General features: G+C 63.9%; 12 protein-coding genes, 3 tRNA genes and 1 pseudogene. 9 read left to right on the forward strand and 7 right to left on the reverse strand.

Annotated features, from left to right (window positions below; genetic code table 11):
- The first annotated feature begins 62 nt into the window (after positions 1-62).
- Positions 63-965, forward strand: coding sequence for a DMT family transporter (locus B4C31_RS02105; protein ID WP_291531136.1), 903 nt, complete (start codon positions 63-65; stop codon positions 963-965).
- A 70-nt stretch (positions 966-1,035) separates the two neighbouring features.
- On the opposite strand, the gene B4C31_RS02110 is transcribed toward B4C31_RS02105, so the two are convergent.
- The 3 genes from B4C31_RS02110 to B4C31_RS02120 all read right to left on the reverse strand — a co-directional run bounded on the left by B4C31_RS02110 (position 1,036) and on the right by B4C31_RS02120 (position 4,780).
- Positions 1,036-2,277, reverse strand: a complete 1,242-nt coding sequence (locus B4C31_RS02110; RefSeq protein ID WP_414631828.1) for an Nramp family divalent metal transporter — start codon at positions 2,275-2,277, stop codon at positions 1,036-1,038.
- A 404-nt stretch (positions 2,278-2,681) separates the two neighbouring features.
- Entirely contained in the window at positions 2,682-4,010 is a 1,329-nt protein-coding gene (locus tag B4C31_RS02115; protein WP_291531137.1) for an ATP-binding protein, read from the reverse strand.
- A gap of 260 nt (positions 4,011-4,270) precedes the next feature.
- Entirely contained in the window at positions 4,271-4,780 is a 510-nt protein-coding gene (locus B4C31_RS02120; protein ID WP_291531138.1) for a GNAT family N-acetyltransferase, read from the reverse strand.
- Positions 4,781-4,896: 116 nt separating this feature from the next.
- Here B4C31_RS02120 and B4C31_RS02125 point away from each other — a divergent pair.
- Both B4C31_RS02125 and B4C31_RS02130 read left to right on the forward strand, forming a co-directional pair.
- Positions 4,897-4,970: transfer RNA gene (locus tag B4C31_RS02125), tRNA-Ile, on the forward strand.
- Between the two features lie 39 nt (positions 4,971-5,009).
- A complete protein-coding gene (locus B4C31_RS02130) occupies positions 5,010-5,774 on the forward strand; it encodes a hypothetical protein (RefSeq protein WP_291531139.1) in 765 nt (254 codons plus the stop codon).
- A gap of 147 nt (positions 5,775-5,921) precedes the next feature.
- Here the strand turns inward: B4C31_RS02130 and B4C31_RS02135 are convergent.
- The 3 genes from B4C31_RS02135 to tgt form a co-directional block, all read right to left on the reverse strand.
- Positions 5,922-6,007 (reverse strand) — tRNA-Leu (locus tag B4C31_RS02135).
- 105 nt (positions 6,008-6,112) lie between these two features.
- Positions 6,113-6,988 carry a nitroreductase family protein gene (locus B4C31_RS02140; RefSeq protein WP_291531140.1) on the reverse strand — a complete coding sequence of 292 codons (876 nt, stop codon included), beginning with the start codon at positions 6,986-6,988 and terminating at the stop codon, positions 6,113-6,115.
- A gap of 96 nt (positions 6,989-7,084) precedes the next feature.
- Positions 7,085-8,386, reverse strand: coding sequence for a tRNA guanosine(34) transglycosylase Tgt (gene tgt, locus B4C31_RS02145; protein WP_291531141.1), 1,302 nt, complete (start codon positions 8,384-8,386; stop codon positions 7,085-7,087).
- A gap of 344 nt (positions 8,387-8,730) precedes the next feature.
- Between tgt and B4C31_RS02150 the strand changes: the two genes are divergently transcribed.
- From B4C31_RS02150 to B4C31_RS02170, 5 genes are all read left to right on the forward strand, one after another.
- Positions 8,731-10,581 carry a S1C family serine protease gene (locus B4C31_RS02150; protein WP_291531142.1) on the forward strand — a complete coding sequence of 617 codons (1,851 nt, stop codon included), beginning with the start codon at positions 8,731-8,733 and terminating at the stop codon, positions 10,579-10,581.
- A gap of 378 nt (positions 10,582-10,959) precedes the next feature.
- Positions 10,960-13,338: a heavy metal translocating P-type ATPase gene (locus B4C31_RS02155; protein WP_291531143.1), complete on the forward strand. Its 2,379-nt coding sequence runs from the start codon at positions 10,960-10,962 to the stop codon at positions 13,336-13,338.
- 235 nt (positions 13,339-13,573) lie between these two features.
- A complete protein-coding gene (locus tag B4C31_RS02160; protein WP_033508912.1) occupies positions 13,574-15,019 on the forward strand; it encodes an FAD-dependent oxidoreductase in 1,446 nt (481 codons plus the stop codon).
- Between the two features lie 181 nt (positions 15,020-15,200).
- Entirely contained in the window at positions 15,201-16,157 is a 957-nt protein-coding gene (gene htpX, locus B4C31_RS02165) for a zinc metalloprotease HtpX (protein WP_291531144.1), read from the forward strand.
- 71 nt (positions 16,158-16,228) lie between these two features.
- Positions 16,229-16,302, forward strand: a tRNA-Gly gene (locus B4C31_RS02170).
- A gap of 74 nt (positions 16,303-16,376) precedes the next feature.
- Here B4C31_RS02170 and B4C31_RS02175 read toward each other — a convergent pair.
- Positions 16,377-16,544 (reverse strand): annotated as a pseudogene (locus B4C31_RS02175) (polysaccharide deacetylase family protein); the annotation flags it as partial.
- 449 nt (positions 16,545-16,993) lie between these two features.
- On the opposite strand from B4C31_RS02175, the gene B4C31_RS02180 reads away from it, so the two are divergent.
- Positions 16,994-17,428 carry a hypothetical protein gene (locus B4C31_RS02180; RefSeq protein WP_291531146.1) on the forward strand — a complete coding sequence of 145 codons (435 nt, stop codon included), beginning with the start codon at positions 16,994-16,996 and terminating at the stop codon, positions 17,426-17,428.
- Positions 17,429-17,467: the final 39 nt, after the last annotated feature.

Here is a 17,467-nt window from a genome sequence, read left to right on the forward strand (position 1 = left end):
ACGCGGACGGCGGTAGAATCGCACGCGGAGTTTTACGGATCGTGAGAAGAAGGAAACCTGCGATGCGTCGTGCGACGTTCGAACGAACCCCGAAATCGCTGCTCATCGGCATCGGCGTAACCCTGCTGGGCGGTGCGCTGTGGGGCATCAACGCAACGGTGTCGAAGATCCTCATGTCCGAATACGGGGCCGACCCGCTGTGGATCGCCAGCATCCGTCAGGTCTGCGCAGGCATGCTGTTCCTGGTAGCCGCGGGCGCGACCAAACCGAAACTGCTGTCCGATGCCGTACGCGACGTGCGCTCCTACCCCGTCTATCTGCTCGGCGCGCTCGTATGCGTGATGGCCACGCAGATCACCTACCTGAACGCCATCAAATGGACCAACTCCGGCACCGCCACCGTGCTGCAGATCCTGAACCTGCTGTTCGTGCTCGCGTGGGTGTGCCTGCGCGGACGCCGCCTGCCCGGCAAACGGGAGACGCTGGGCGTGGCGCTCGCATTCATGGGCACCGTGCTGATCGCCACCGGCGGCGACCTGACCACGCTGACCCTGCCGCTCACCGGCCTGATGTGGGGGCTGGGAGACGCGTTGGCCACGGCCACGATGTCGATCCTTCCGGTCAAGGTGATGGGACGGTACGGCAACTTCACCGTCAATGGTCTGATGTTCCTGATCTCGGGGGTGATTCTGTGCGCGGTCGTGCGGCCGTGGGCGCACGCGCCGCAGCTGGATGCGCTGGGCGTCGGGCTGATGGTGTTCACCGTGGTCGGAGGCACCTTCGGCGCCTACTGGTTGTACATGTCCGGCGTGATGCGCATCGGGGCCGTGCGCGCCACGATGCTCGGCACCAGCGAGCCGGTGCTGGCCACCATTTCCGCCGTGCTGCTGACCGGCGCGGTGTTCACCCCGGCGGATCTGGTCGGTTTCGCGATGATCCTGGCCATGGTGTTCCTAGTGCGGTAGCCTGGGTCGGCCCCGGCACAGGCTGGCGTCCCGGCTCGCATAATGGTGAGGGGCAAACGGGTAAACCGTCTTACAGCGTGAGGAAGATCAGTGCCACGTTCAGCGCGATGATCAGCCCCGTGACGGCGATGAACACCGCATGCTTGACCGGACCATCGGAGTATTCGCCCATCAGCGTGCGATCGTGGGTGTAGCGCAGCAGCGGGATGATCGCGAACGGGATGCCGATCGACAGAATCACCTGACCGACCACCAGCGCCTGCGTGGGATTCGGCGCGAACCACAGCACGGCCAGGCCCGGCACCAGGGTGACGATCCGACACGCCCACATCGGAGGGGTGAGACGCAGGAGCCCGCGCATGATCTCGGCTCCGGCGTAGGTACCCACCGAAGTGGAGCTCAGCGAGGATGCCAAGAGTCCGATCGAGAAGATCGTGCCGACCACAGGACCGAGCGCGGCCGCGATCGCCTGTTGCGCGCCTTCGATTGAATCGGTTCCGGCCGTGCCGTGCAGCGAGTGCGCGGCCAGCACCAGCAGGCTGAGGTTCACGGTGCCGGCCAGCAGCAGCGCCCACAGCACGTCGATTTTTGAACCGCGCAGCAGCGTGCGTGTGTCGGGTCTGATGCGTCCGTCGGCGTAATGGTCGTTGACCAGCGTCGAGTGCAGATAGATCGCGTGTGGCATCACCGTCGCGCCCAGCATCGACGTGGCCGTGAGCACCGAGTCGGTGGTCGTGAACCGTGGCACCAGTCCCTGCGCGACCGCGGCCGGCTTCGGCGGATCGACCAGCAGACCGGCCATGAAACCGAGCGTGATGACCAGCAGCAGGCCGATGACGATCCGTTCGAACAACCGATGCGTGCGTCCGCCCTGGAATCGCAACAGCAGCGTGGAGACCGCGCCGATGATGCAACCTCCGATGAACAACGGCAGTCCGAACAGCAGGTGCAACGCGATCGCTCCGCCGATCAGTTCGGCCAGATCGGTGGCGATGGCGATGACCTCGGCCTGGGCGAAGAACAGGAACCGACCCGCGTCGCCCATCCGCTCGCCGAGCAGCTGCGGCAGCGATTTGCCGGTGACGATGCCGAGTTTGGCGGACTGGTATTGGATGAGGACCGACATCATGTTTGCCAGCGCCAGCACCCACACCAGCAGATAGCCGTACCGGGCTCCCGCCGTGATGTTCGCCGCCATATTGCCTGGATCCACATACGCGACGGCCGCCACGAATGCCGGGCCGAGCATGCCGATGAGGGTACGTCGGGGCGTGGGCATCGCCGTACCCTGCGGCGCGGTTCGGGTGTCCATCGGCATCACCTCCACGATTTGTCATACCTCCGTCAAGTAAACATGAATCGCCGCGACGGCTGGGGCTGGGGCGCCGATGGTCGAACGGCGTCGCGATGCCTTGGTAATGCTGGGAATTCCCGGCGGGCAGGGCGGGGTTGTTCGCTGTGCGTAAAACCAGTTGTGAGCGAGGTCACACGGCGGCGCGGCCGTGCGGGATGGAGCCGCTCCCACCGTGAGGCGCTGCGGGCCATTCGCGACCGCTGGCCGGACAGGACCGTGATCATCCGTAATCACCGTCAGCTGGACGCGTTCTATCGGTCGATGCCCTAGGGGCGGTTCGCGCTATCTCGCGTTACGCAATCAGGAGGGTTGAAAAACCGGGCCTGCGAATGCGAATCCCCGAGGTGGTGCGAACCCGCCCTTTATACCAACCGTGGCCGTTGCAGCAGACTGGCCATATACACAGGCAGATACAGGATCTTGCCATCACGCTCCACGTTGGTTTCCGCGAGAACGTATGCGCTGTCGATGGCGTATCCGGGAGTATTGAGAGCCTTGTCCAAGGCTGCATGCGAATGGAACCTGCTGCCGGATTTGATTTCCAATACCAGCACTTTGCCTGCCGCGTCTTCAATGAGGAAATCCAGCTCCCCCATAGACTTGCTGGTGAAATAGTATGGCGTGAACCCATGGGCGGTCAGCTCCTGTGCGATTACATTCTCATAGACTCCGCCATAATTCATGCGTCCTTCTGCGCCAAGACCGTCGAGTATGCCGAGGGTTGACTGTTTGTCGTATGTACTTGTCAGTAGACCTACGTCGGAATAGAACAATTTGAGCAGCTTGCGTCTTTTGGAAGCAAGCAGCGGGCTTCGCGGCTCTTCGACGTTGTATACGGGCAGAGCAACGTTTGCCCGTGACAACCAGAGGAATTCGTCTTTGATCTGGCTGAAGCGTTTTACATCAGAAATATCTCCGATTTTGAATCGTCTAGTCGAGTTGTTGAGCTCGCTGGGAATCAGTTGATAAATCTCCTGAATGACGAGTCTGCGATCTTTAGGTGCGTACTGCGTGATATCCCGATTGTAAAAACGTCGGATGTCGGATTGTACGCGACGTACATTGTCGATGGTCCTGTCTCGGATGAAGGCGCTGACCGCATCCGGCATGCCTCCGGTGAATAGGTATCTATGGAATAGCCCGGACATGCGCTCGTGCAAGTAGTCGGGGACGGGTTGCTCTTCCTGTAGGGAGTTGCGTAGTACATCGAACGCTTGTTCCGTGAGACCCATACTCCAACAGAACTCCTCGAAATCCATGGGGAACATGAGTAGTTCGGTCATGTAGCCAACCGGGTATGAACGTATGTTCTCCAATTCAACACCAAGCAGGGAGCCGGAAAGCACATAGTCATACGTGCCTTGGTCCACCAGTGCTTTGATGAAGGTGATGATGTTCGGACAGTGCTGGATTTCGTCAATGAAGATCAATGTCTTCCCCGGAATCAGGGGACCGTGCGCGGCGATGGAGATGCGGAGCAGAAGGTCTTCGGGGTTCCGCGCGGATAGGAACGATTCTCTCGTTGCGTCATCGAGCGCCAGATTGAATTCAATAAGCTGTTCGTATTCCGTTCGTCCGAACTCGCGGACAATATACGTCTTGCCTACCTGACGGGCTCCGGTCACAAGAAGTGCCTGCCTCGTCTTGCCTGATTTCCAGGCGAGTAACTCGTCGTATGCTTTTCGTTTCATGTGCCCCATCCTTCGTGCTGCAAAAAGATGCATTTCATTTTAGCTTGTTTCTGCACAAAGTCGAATTCCATACAACCTGTTTTTTACATAAAGATAGATTTCGAGAACCTTCTTTTGCACACAAAGTCGGATTCTGGCCGTTTGGGGAAGCGATACTACGTGACTGTGGACGGTGCTGCTGTTCGTGGCACGTGCCAGAATCGCGTACTCAGGGAATGCTTGAAAGGATTCGCGGGAATCGGTTCTTCGTAAGGGCGAATCTACTGGTGGAGACGCATGTAGAGCAACGGGTAGGGGCCACCCTCTTCGTCCTGCTCGGTGCGCCGGTATGTGACGAATCCCATGTGCTGGTAGAACCCGATCGCCTGCGGGTTCTGCTCATTCACAGTGAGTTCGCTGACGTTGTGATGGGCGATGCCGTGTTCAAGCAGCTGCTTGCCGATGCCGTGTCCACGATGATCGGGGTCGACGAACAGCATTTCGAGCCGTCCATCGGCGACGCCCATGAACGCGAGGGGCGTCTGGTCCGAGCTGTCGCCGTCAGGGTACATGACGACCAACTCCGGTACTTCGGCGATGGCTTGCGGTACGTATTGCTTGATGCGATTGCTCTCATCGTCGGTCAGAAACGTATGCGTCGCGCGAACCGACCGCTCCCACACCGCGACCAAGTCGCTGACGAGCGCGGCGTCGCGATGTTCGCAATGATGACGGCCAGCGCCGTGCGCTTGCACGCCCGGATGCCGTTTTCCGTCGTGTCCGTTCACCATGCGCCTTTGTCGTGGGCGTGGCGACCGAACGGTCGAATACGATAGCTGAGATTGTCATCGCATCGTGCCGAAGCGGGTTGGTTGCTCGTTTCCGTTCTTGAAAAACTCTTTTCCGCGCCCCTGTAGCTCAGTGGGTTAGAGCAGCGATCTTATAAGTCGTTGGTCACGGGTTCAAGTCCCGTCGGGGGTACTTGTATGTTGTTCGATTGCATGGTTGAAGGAGGATCCGATGGTGGATGATTCGTCGGCGCCGATTGTGTTGTTGGATTTTGATGGGGTGCTTAACGCGTTCCCGGATGCGATCGGCGTCAGGTATGAGGACGTGGGTGTGGCGCCCGTGGTCGAGTGCCGGGGGCGTATGACCGACGATTTCGGTCCGGAGCGGGCGTTCCGTTTGGATGGTGTGGAGACCGTGCGGTTGGGCCGCAGGGGCGGCACGTGGCATCTGCATTGGTCGCGCGAGCTGGCCGCGAACCTGTACGAACTGGCCGAGTCCGGTGTGATCGACCTGCGCTGGCTGAGCACGTGGCAGCCGTACGTGCATGTCCTGGACGGCCTGCTGGGCTGGGATCCGGATGTGGTGCATAACACGCACTGGTATGATCCGCTCACCGGCAGGGGGCGTATGGGTGGCAAGCTGCACGCGGTCGTGGATGAGGTGATTCGTCAGTTGCGCGTCGCGGATGCGGGCGGGAGCCCTCGTCCGATCGTGTGGGTCGACGACGAGGAGGCGTCGGTCGCGAACGCGTTGATGCTGCACGGGCATGAGGGCGCGGGGCCCATGCTGCTGGTCAACCCGCTCGCGTTCCGTGGGATCAGCCGCCGCCAGTGGGCATGCGTCCGCCGGTTCGTCGCGGACCCGCCCGAGGGGCCGGTGGTCATATACAGCGACACCATGCACGAGGATGGCGTGACCGCCGACCGGCTGCACGACATCGACCGCCTGCATGACATCGACCGGCTGCCCGACATGACCGGACACCGGGGACTATGAGACCAAGGAACGGGTTGTCGCTGCCGTACCCGCGGTTCGTGATCCTGCGCAACAGCGGCCGCTGCCGGCTGTGCGGAATATGCCATGTCGGCACCGTGTTCCGAGAAAGCAAAAGGGCCGGAACCCTTGGGTTCCAGCCCTTTTCGCTGGTGCGAGTGGGGGGACTTGAACCCCCACGAGCATACACTCACTGCCACCTGAAGACAGCGCGTCTACCATTCCGCCACACTCGCAGACAAGTGATTAACTTACCACTTGATTGCCGGAATGCACAAATCGGCGTGTCGCGATGTGTCGCAGGAGATCTTGCTCGTAAGCAAAGGCGGTCTCTCCGTTCGCTAGTCGGCCGCGTTGACAGCTCCTTCGCCGGCGGATGCAGCATCGCGCCAACGAACGTTCTCACGCCCTGCGCCAACTTCAAAGTGGTACTTCGCACAGCCCAGCCCCACGTGCGCGAACAGGCCCTCTGTCGCCTCGGCGCTGACCGTGCCGTCCTCGTGCAGCGTGAACAGGAACGGCTGCTGGCTCAGCGACGTCGGCGCGAGCATCGCGGCCTCCATGCCGGCGCGGAACCAGTCGGGCATCGCCATGCCGTCCGGAATTCGGCACAGCTCCTCGATCGGCTTGCTGCGGCGTCGCCCGCCCGGCCGTGCACCATGGCCGAACGCCAGCACCCATACGATCTTCTCCCCGGGGTGCAGGCACCACCACGGGTGTTCCGCCGTGTCCGCATCGTCCAGCACGGCCCAGCTGGTCTCCAATCCCAGCTGTACGGCGCGCAGCGCCAGTCGCTCTCCGTAGTAGCCGACCCGCTCCTGCAATGCGATCTCGCCAAGGTCGGTGGCTGCCTCATCCGCGGCGGCGGCCTTGTGCCATGCGGCCGCGGCACCGTTCGGCATCGTGTCGGTCGTTGCGCCGGGCTCGGCCGTACCTGTTGCGGTTTCGGTTGCTGCGTCGTGCTTGCTCGCCGCACCGTCGCGCACCGGCCGCCCGATCAGGGCGATGGCGTTGTGCACGCCGGTGAACCGCCCGTAGTGCGTCTTCAATCCGAGGAACGCGTCGTCGAGTCCGGCGGCCATCTGGATGTGCAGGCCGCTCTCCTGATTGCACGCGTCGATTTCGGCCCGCAGGATGTCCAGAATCGCCTGGTCGACCGGTTCATCGGTGTAGGCGCGGATGGCGTGTCGCTGTTCCATCGCTTCGAGCAGGTTCATGATGCAGTCCTCCCTGTCGCTTCGGATTGTCGAGTAGCTTCGGACTATCGATTCGGATTATCGGCTCGAATTATCGCTTCGGCCCATCGGCTCGGCTCAGCCGCGTGAACCGTTGGCGTAGAACCGGGTCAGCGTCGCGTCGCGGAACTCGTCGAAGTATCCGCCGTCGATCGAGGCGCGGATGTCGTCGAGCAGCTTGACGAAGAACCGTTCGTTGTGGATGGTGGCCAGCGTGAACCCGTTGAACTCGCGGGCGCGCAGCAGATGGTCCACGTAGGCACGCGAGTAGTGCTGGCAGGTGTAGCAGTCGCAGCCCTCCTCCAGCGGCCCGAAGTCGGTTTTGAACTCGGCACGTTTGACGTTGTACCGGCCGTCGCGTGTGAAGATCGCGCCGTTGCGCCCGCAGCGGGCGGGGGCCACGCAGTCGAACGTGTCGCCGCCGTTCTCCACGCAGGCGAAGATGTCGTCGACCGCGGCGATGCCGAGGACGTGGCGCGGTCTGTTCTCCGGCATCTCGTCGCAGATCCACGCGCAGATGTCGCCGATGATGCGTTTCTCCATCGCACCGCCGATGCCGACGCCGTCGAAGTCGAGCGAGGCGATCTGCGATGCGGCCCGCCGCCGCAGATCCTCGTAGTTCGCGCCCTGCACCACGCCGTACAGCGCCTGGTACGGCTTGCCCAGACGTGATTCGGTGAGCCGCTGGTGTTCGGCCACGCAGCGTTGCGCCCAACGGAACGTGCGCTCCACCGACCGTTCCTGGTAGCCGCGCGTGTTCATCAGCGTGGTCAGTTCGTCGAACGCGAACATGATGTCGGCACCGATCTTGTGCTGGATGCCCATCGAGATCTCGGCGCTGAAGCGGTGCAACGAGCCGTTGAGCGGCGACTTGAACGTCACGCCGTCCTCATCCACGAACGCCAGACGCTCCTTGCCTTCGGCGATCACGTCATCCGACTTCATGCCGGTCACGTCCATCGCCAGCGTCTTCTTGAACCCGGCGCCCAGCGAGAGCACCTGGAACCCGCCCGAATCGGTGAACGTCGGCCCGTCCCAGTTCATGAACCGGCCGAGACCGCCCGCCGCGTCCAGAACATCCTCGCCCGGACGCTCGTACAGGTGGAACGCGTTCGACAGCAGGCACTGCGCGCCCAGATCCTTCATCGTCTCCGGCAGCACCGCCTTCATCGCGGCTTGGGTGGCCACCGGCACGAACGCGGGCGTGCGGATGTCGCCGTGCGGGGTGTGGATGATGCCGGTGCGGCCGTAGCGTGCGCCGCCGCGGCCCTTGCCGTCGGGGGAGTCGGGCAGCCGGGTGATGGTTTCGAACGAGAACGCGCCGCGGTCGCCGGGCTTGCCGGGTTCCGCGCCGCGGGGATGCTCAAGCAGACTGGTCATACCGTTCACTCTAGGCGAAGCACTGCCGAAAGCCGGCGGTGAGCTGCGTCACATCGGGGGAGGGAGGGGCGATGGGCGATGTGGACGCGTGGCTGTCGGGAATCGGTCGGAATCGTTGGTATATGGGCAATTCGAGCGCAAGACGCCGGCTCGGTCGACTCCGTGCGGCCCGGGTGTCAACGAATACCATGCTGGTTAGCGCAAAGCTTCCAACCAACATTCAGAAAACTTCCAGAAGCGCTCCCTTAACTCATAGATAGCGATTCCGAGACGGCGGTGAGCCGAGCAGGTTGACCGCCGCTTGTATAACGGCATAAGGAACAGAACGAAACCAAGGAGCAGCAATGGCTGAAGAGAACAACGGCAGCTGGCCGAACCAGCAGACGCCGCAATCCAGCGAACAGCCGCACAACGAACAGCCGAACCAGACCCCGCAGATCGTGGAGGGCGACCAGTTCACCATGACCACCGGCGGCGAGGCCACGAACGCCGAGCAGCCCACGGAGACAATCCCGACTGCGGCACCGGCGGCGGCTGAATCCGCATCGAGCGCGGCGTCGGCAGGCCAGGCACCGGCCGCAGCCCCGGCCCCTCAGTCGCCGTATCGCCCCGCACCTGAATACGGTGCATACGGTCCCACTCCCACGCAGCCGGCCGTGCAGCAGCATCCGCAGTCCGCACCGACCCAGCAGATGCCGCCGCAGAACAACCGCAACCCGTATCTGACCGGCAACCCGTTCCAGAACGGCAACAACGGTCCGGCCAATCAGGAACAGGGCGGCACCGCGCCGAACAACGCCCCGACCAATCCGTTCATGGCCCCGGTCAACGGCCCGCAGGATAACGGTAACGGGCCGAACAATCCGCAGGGGTCGATCTTCCCGCCCGTGCCGGGCTCCGGCGCACCGAAGCCGACCCCCGGCGGCAGCCGTACGGTCAGCGGCGTGATCATCGCCGTGGTGGCGGCCCTGGTCAGCGCGGCGCTGTGCCTGGGCGTCGGCTACATGGCGATCACCGAAGGCTGGGTCAAGGTGCCGACGACCAGCTCGATGCAGAACATCGACTCCGGCAAGTCCGGCGACGGTAGCGCGCCGATCACCAATGGCGAGGCCGTGGATTGGGCCGCCGTGGCGGACAAGGTCTCCCAGTCGGTGGTCTCGATCCAGACCACGCTGCAGAACGGCACGGCGGCCGGCTCCGGCGCGATCATCGACGAGCAGGGCCACATCGTGACCAACAATCACGTGATCTCCGGTGCGCAGAACATCCAGGTCACGCTCTCGAACGGCCAGATGTACACCGCGCAGGTCACCGGCACCGACACCACCACCGATCTGGCGGTCATCCAGCTGGATGACGCCCCCGACGGGCTGGTTCCGGTCGAATTCGCCGATTCGGATACGCTTGCGGTCGGCGAGCCGGTCATGGCCATCGGCAACCCGCTGGGCTACGACGACACGGCGACCACCGGCATCGTCTCCGCACTGAACCGCCCGGTCAGCGTGATGGACGACAACAACTCGCAGATCGTGACCAATGCCGTACAGATCGACGCCGCCATCAACCCCGGCAACTCGGGCGGCCCGACGTTCAACGCGGCCGGACAGGTCATCGGCATCAACTCGTCGATCGCCTCCACAGCCAGCTCCAGCAGCGAGGCCGGTTCCATCGGCATCGGCTTCGCCATCCCGTCGAACCTGGTCAAGCGCGTCTCCGACGAGATCATCCAGAACGGCCAGGCCACGCATGTGGCGCTGGGCGTGACCATCACCAGCGACACGGTCGAGGCTGACGGCGTGGTCCGCGGCGGCGCCCGCATCACCACGCCGAGCACCGGCGGCAAGGCCGTGGTGTCCGGCAGCCCGGCGGACAAGGCCGGTCTGCAGGCCAACGACACGATCGTGGCGTTCAACGGCAACGCGGTGAATAACAACTATTCGCTGCTCGGCTTCGTGCGCGCTGCGTCGCTTGGCGACACGGCGACCCTCACCATCGTGCGCGGCGGCAAGACCATGGACGTGGACGTGACGCTCGACCAGCAGGAGGAGGCCGTCAACGGCAGCAACCGCACCGAGCAGAACAACGGCTCCGATCAGCAGGATCAGCAGAACCAGCAGGACCAGAACGGTCAGCAGGACCAGAACGGCAACGGGTACGATGACGGTGGCCTGTTCGATCCGTTCGGTTTCTGGTAAACCGCACGCGGGCGTCACGATGTGACGTCCCGCGCCCACCTCGGAACGGCACCCCGACCAACGACCGGTGAGAACCGGTTCGGCGGCCGGGGTGCCGTTTTGGTTGCAAGGCGACGGCACGACTTTCGTGCGGTTCGTGGCTTGGAGGGCGTGTGGCTGACACGCTGGCGGGGCGCGTGAGTTGGAGTCGCGGCGATCTGCTGGTACGCTCATACATGCGCTCGCAGGGGCGGGCCGCAACCTCAATAACTGAAGATGAATTGTTGATCTTTACGCCGTGTGTCGTGCGATTCATGTCGTCGATGGGCTAACAAGGCGTGAATCAAGCACCGGCTGTGCGGAACGTCCGTACGGTCGATACCGACGTAAGGAGAGACGATGAAGATATTCATCGCTGTGTTGCACAAGATACTCAACGTGTGCAAGCTCGTTCCCATGCTGCCGATTGTGATTGTGTCGGCTCTGCCCATTGTCCTGTTGTGGGATTTCCGTCCGTGGAATAAGCCGTTCTGGTTCGTCGATCCGAGCATCGGTCAGTGGATCGTGATCGTGCTGGTCGCCTATACCGTCATCGATACGTTGCGCGGCATGATCGACGACATCCGCCACGGTCACGTCGGCGTCGACATCCTGGCGGTGGTCGCGCTGCTGTCCACACTGGCGGTGGAAGAATACTGGGCCAGCTGGGTTGTGGTGCTGATGGTGTTCTCCGGTTCCGCCATCGAGGCGTACGCCGAGGACAAGGCCAAGAACAACCTGACCGCGCTGATGGAGGCCGCGCCGCAGATCGCGCACGTCGCCGACCTGCCAGGGGTGGGTTCCGGCGCGCAAGGCGCGTCCGGATCCGACGACGATGCACGGACGATGTCCCGCATCGACCGGGTGATGGCCGCCGACGCTCCGGAACCGGACGCGCGGACGACGGGGGACGCCGGTGCGGATATCGCCCACGCCCCGTACCGTACCGTGCCCGTGGACCAGGTGCGGCTGGGCGACGTGCTCATCGTACTGCCCGGCGAGACTGTGCCCGTCGACGGCGAACTGCTCAGCGGCTCGGCCACGCTGGACCTGAGCAACATCAACGGCGAACCGGTGCCGCGCGAGGTGTTCGCCGGTGCGCGCGTGATGTCCGGCGCCATCAACGGTTCGGCCACGCTGACCATGCGCGCCACCGAGCTCGCCCGCGATTCGCAGTACCAGCGCATCATCGAACTCGTCTCGTCCGCGCAGGAATCGCGCGCCACCGTGGTCAAAACCGCCGACCTGATGGCCGTGCCGTTCACGGTGATTTCCTTCGTCATCGCCTGCGCCGCCTGGATCGTGTCCGCCGATCCGACCCGATTCGCGCAGGTGCTCGTGCTCGCCACCCCGTGCCCGCTGCTTATCGCGGCACCCGTGGCCTACATCGCCGGCACCGGTCGGCTCGCCAAGGCCGGCATCATCATCAAGACGCAGGAGGTGCTGGAGAACCTCGGCCACGTCTCGCATGTGTTCTTCGACAAAACCGGCACGCTGACCGTCAAGAAGCCGCAGGTCGTGCGCGTGGAGATCGCCGGCGCGGAATCGTCTGACACGGCGTCGCCGGCAGCGGACGGTTCGGTCGCCTCCGCGCGATCCGGGCGTTGGCCGTATACGGGGCTGGACGCCGACCATATCCTGATGTACGCCGGCGTTGTGGAATCGTACTCGGTGCACATCCTGGCCAAGGGCATCACCACGGGCGGCACGGCCGTCATGGACCGGCTCAAGGAACGCGCCGCGAACGGCGAGGCGCCGGCTGCGGAGGACGAATGGCTGGTGGATGCCCGCAGCTACCCGGTGGTGCGCGGTGTGACCGAGGACGCCGGCAACGGCGTCAGCGGCGAGGTCAATGGGCATCGGATCCGCGTCGGACGGTTCGCGTTCGTGACCGCGGCGGAAGACGGAGCGGGCGCGGCACAGGACGCGGCGACGCCGGATGCGGCGGGTGGCGCCGCGAACGCTGGCGGTTTCCGGGCCACCGTTGACGCCGCGCGCAGGCGTCAGGAGGCCAAGGCGTCGGCCCTGGCCGCGCGCAAGCTCACCGTGGCGCAGATGTTCGGCGAGCTCGCTCCCGACGAGATGGCTACCTATGTGGCGGTCGACGGCGAACTGGCGGCACGCATCGTGCTCAAGGACGTGCCGCGCGCCAATGCCAAGGAGTCCCTGGACAAGCTGCGTGGCATGGGTGTGGAGCGCCTGACCATGCTGACCGGCGACAAGCGCGCCTCCGCGGACATCATCGCCTCGGAGGTCGGCATCAATGACGTGCATGCCGAGCTGTTCCCGGAGGGCAAGGTGCAGGCCATCGTTGACGCGAAGCGGGAGAACCCGAAGCGTCAGCCGTGGTGGGACAAGCTGATCGCGCGGTTCGTGGGCGAATCGACCACGCGGTCCATCACGATGATGGTGGGCGACGGCGTGAACGACGCCCCGGTGCTGGCGGCCGCCGATATCGGCATGGCCATCACCGACGGCACCTCGACCGCCGCCTCCGAATCCGCGCAGGTGGTGATCATGAATGATGACATCGCCGCCGTGCCGCGGGCCGTGGCCATCTCCCGGCGCACCAAGCGCGTGATGATCCAGGCCGTGTGCCTGGGGCTCGGACTGGCGCTGGTCGGCATGATCGCCGCCGCGTTCAACCTGATCCCGGTGGTGATCGGTGCACTGATGCAGGAGGCCATCGACGTGGTGTCGATCCTGTGGGCGCTCACCGCGCTCATCGATAAGGACTGAATGCCATTGCCCAGCCGCTGATTCCATTCAGTTGGGGATTGTGGTATTCAGTTGGGAACTTTCCGGAGCGCAAGCCGGCGGAACGACGACAATAGTGGTCCTCCTGGCGGCCGAAACGGGAGTAGGTTTCCAACTGAACGGGAAAATCCCCAACTGAGTGCGGCTCGTGAGGATTCGTTGAATGTCATGCGGTCTAGGCCTAGTGCGATTCGAGGTGTTGCGCTAGGCTGGTCGCGTGACTGAGAACAATGAACTTCGCATTGCTGTGATCGGCGCCGGCCCGGCCGGCGTCTATTCCTCCGATATCTTCCTGCGCCAGCTCAAGAAGACCGGTGCCGAGCTGGGATTGGGCGAGAACGCCCGCATCGATCTGTTCGAGAAGCTGCCGGTGCCGTTCGGCCTGGTCCGCTACGGCGTGGCCCCCGACCATCCGTCCATCAAGTTCATCGCCGACGCGTTGGAGAAGACGCTCGACAACCCGAACATCCACCTGTACTGCGATGTGGAGTTCGGCAAGGACGTGACGCTGGACGAGCTGCTCGCCCGCTACGACGCCGTGCTGTTCGCCACCGGCGCCGTGGAGGACAAGCCGCTGGGCCTGCCCGGCGCCGACTTGGATGGCGTGTACGGCGCCGCCAAGTTTGTAGAATGGTACGACGGCTATCCGACCGGTGCCCGCACCTGGCCGCTGGAAGCCGAGGAGGTCGCCGTGATCGGCGGCGGCAACGTGGCCATGGACGTGGCGCGCGAGCTCATGCGCAACGCCGATGATCTCAAGGCCCGCACCGACATTCCCGACAACGTGTATGAGGGTATCAAGGCCAACAAGGCTCGCGTGCTGCACCTGTTCATCCGCCGTGGCGTGGCTCAGGCCAAGTTCTCGGTGCAGGAGCTGCGCGAGATGGAGAAGCTGCCCGGCGTACAGCTGATCATCAACGAGGACGACTTCGAGCTCGATGACGATACGATCGAGGAGGCCGGCAAGGATAAGCTCACTCGCCAGATGGTGGAGGAGCTGTTCGCCATCCGTGAGATGGCCGAAGACATGGAGGACGACGGCGACGTCGACTTCGAGGGCAACCCGGCCGACCGCAAGTACTACATCCATTTCAACTCCGCGCCGACCGAGGTGCTGGGCGAGGACGGCAAGGTTGTGGCGATCCGCGTGGAGCGCACCGAAACCGGCGCTGACGGCAGGATGCACCGCACCGGCGAGTTCGAGGACTACCCGGTACAGGCCGTGTACCATGCGATCGGCTACCAGCCGGCATCGGCCCCGGGCATCGCCTACGACCAGCGTCGCGCCCACCTGGCGAACGCGAACGGCGACGGCCGCATCACCACCGAGGCCGAGGGCGGCGAGGTGCGTGAGCGCCTGTACGCCACCGGCTGGGCCAAGCGCGGCCCGGTGGGCCTGATCGGCTCGACCAAGTCCGATGCGCTGATGATCGTGACCAACATGCTGGAGGATCTCTCCAAGGCTGCCGAGGGCGGTTGCGTGGCGCCGGACCGTGATCCGGAGTCGATCGACCGTCTGCTGGCCGAGCGCGGCGTCAAGCCGATCGACTTCGCCGGTTGGAAGAAGATCGATGCGTTCGAGCGTGCCGAGGGCGCGAAGGAAGGCCGCGAGCACAAGAAGGTCATCGACCCCGACCAGATGCGCGAACTGGCCCACGCCTGAGTCTGGGCCGTTGGGCCGTTGGGCCGTTCGGCGGGCTATCCACTGAACGGGATGACGTGCGGGCTGTGCGTGAATGTATGGACGCTCACCGTCGCTTGGCTGCCGTCAAGCGGCGGTGGGCGTTTTTTGTTCGGAGCGTACGTCCAGCAAATATCCAGCCAATAAATTTAGGCTGAGCCGTATGGAAGGCAATCTGCGGGTGCGCGGCCATTACAATGGCCTGAAAACAACGATGTTGTTCGCGCTGATGTGGGCCGTGATCATGCTGATCTGGTGGTTGACCGGCGGCAGTCGCGGCACGTTGGGCATTTATATCGTCATCGGGTTGGCGACCACGTTCGGGTCCTACTGGTTCTCCGACAAACTCGCCATCGCCTCGATGCATGCGCGTGAGGTCTCCGAACAGGAGGCCCCGATGCTGTACAAGATCGTGCGCGAACTGTCCGCTAAAGCGGGCAAGCCGATGCCCCGCATCTACATCGCCCCCACCATGAGCCCCAACGCCTTCGCCACCGGCCGCAACGAACGGCACGCGGCGGTCTGCTGCACGCAGGGCATCCTGCAGATCCTCAACGAACGGGAGATTCGCGGCGTGCTCGGCCACGAGCTCATGCACGTCTACAACCACGACATCCTGACCTCCGCCATCGCCTCCGCCATGGCCACCGTCATCACCTACCTCGGGTATTCGCTGATGTACTTCGGCGGCGCGCAGCGGTACGACGACGACCGGGACAACGGCGGCTCCGGCGCGTTCGGTCTGATCGGCGTGCTGCTGAGCGCCATCCTGGCGCCCATCGCCGCCTCGTTGATCCAGATGGCGATCTCCCGCACCCGCGAGTTTGACGCCGACGAGGACGGCAGCGCGCTGACTGGCGACCCGGAGGCCCTCGCCTCGGCGCTGAACAAGATCTCCTACGGCGCGCAGGCCAATCGCATGCCGAAGACCGCGGCCACGCAGGCCGTCTCGTCGATGATGATCGCCAACCCGTTCTCCGCGGTCGGGTTCAGCAAGCTGTTCTCCACCCATCCGCCGACCGACGAGCGCATCGCCCGTCTGATGCAGATGGCGCAGGAGATGCGGGGCGCCGGCATCGACGCGGGTTCTGGTGCGGGCGGTGCACAGATCCGTTACTGAATGTCGCGTTTCACCTGTTCGGGGATTCGTGGTACGCTATGGTTTTGTGCCTGCCACAAGCGGGCCGACTTGCGGGCGTAGTTCATCGGTAGAATGAAAGCTTCCCAAGCTTTAGAGGCGGGTTCGACTCCCGTCGCCCGCTCCACTGTCTATTGTCATTGTTGCAAATATCACTGTTTACGTATCATATGAATGCTGGTTGCATTCCGCAGCCGGCGTTTACGCCATTGCCGCCAACTGCTCGACGGTCACGAACTCGTAGCCCTGTTCGCGCAGTCCGTCGATGATATCCGGCAGCGCCTCGATATCCTGCGAGCGGTCGCCGCCGCCGTCATGCATGAGTACGATCGCGCCGTTGTGCGCGTTGTCGAGCACCGTCTTGACGATCGCCCCGGCTTATGGCCGAAGTCGTTGTTGTCGGCCAGCAACGCGCCCAACGTCGTATCGACGCGGACCTTGAACGTCGCGTCGTTCACTCGGACCGGGACCAGCCGCCAGTGGTGATCCCACATCCAATACGCCCACGCGCCGCCGCACGCCAACAGCAATGTCGTCAGGGCGATCGTCAGAACGATTGGCCACCGGCGGCGTGGACGGCGCGGAGCGTCATTGCCGTGATGCGGTACTCCGCGCGCAATGCCATCGAACGACAGTTCCTCGATTCGTTCCATAATCCCCTCGCTCCACTGGGTGTCCACACCATGATACGAGCGGGTGGACTTTGTGCGCGGACCGGTATGGGGGTGGACGACGGTGTTTGGGGCAGGTCGATGGCTGATAGTCTGGTTGTGCGCGATCGTGCGCAGACGCCAGGCAAAGCCGCCAAGGAGGATGGTATGGGACTGTTCGACCGATTCAGGAAGCCCAAGAACACGGGGCAGGTCAGCATGGATGGGGCGGTTGACGCACGTTCCGCAGGCGCGGCCGGACCTTCGGGGACGGCGCAGGCGGCTGGCGCGGTCGGTGCGACCGGTGCGGCGGGGAGTGCGACCGGGGAGTTCCGGTTGCCGATCGCGGACGTGTTCACTATCGCCGGCAGAGGCGTGGTCGTCGTCGGACAGGTGGCGTCCGGGGCGTGCCGGAGCGGTGCTGCCGCAATCATCGTGGGAGCGGACGGCGCGTCAGTGGTGGGCGAGACCACGATCGTGGGCATCGAGGCGTTCCGCAAGCGCGTCGACGTGGCGCGGCAGGGCGATATGGTGGGGCTGATGCTGCGCGGGGTGTCCCGGGAACAGGTGCACGCCGGCGATATCGTCGTCGTTAGGCAATAGGCGAGTGGCGGACTGCACCCGCCTCGTGCCAGGCAATGC

The organism is Bifidobacterium sp. UBA4282, from assembly GCF_002394995.1.
Classification (GTDB): Bacteria; Actinomycetota; Actinomycetes; order Actinomycetales; family Bifidobacteriaceae; genus Bifidobacterium; species Bifidobacterium pullorum_B.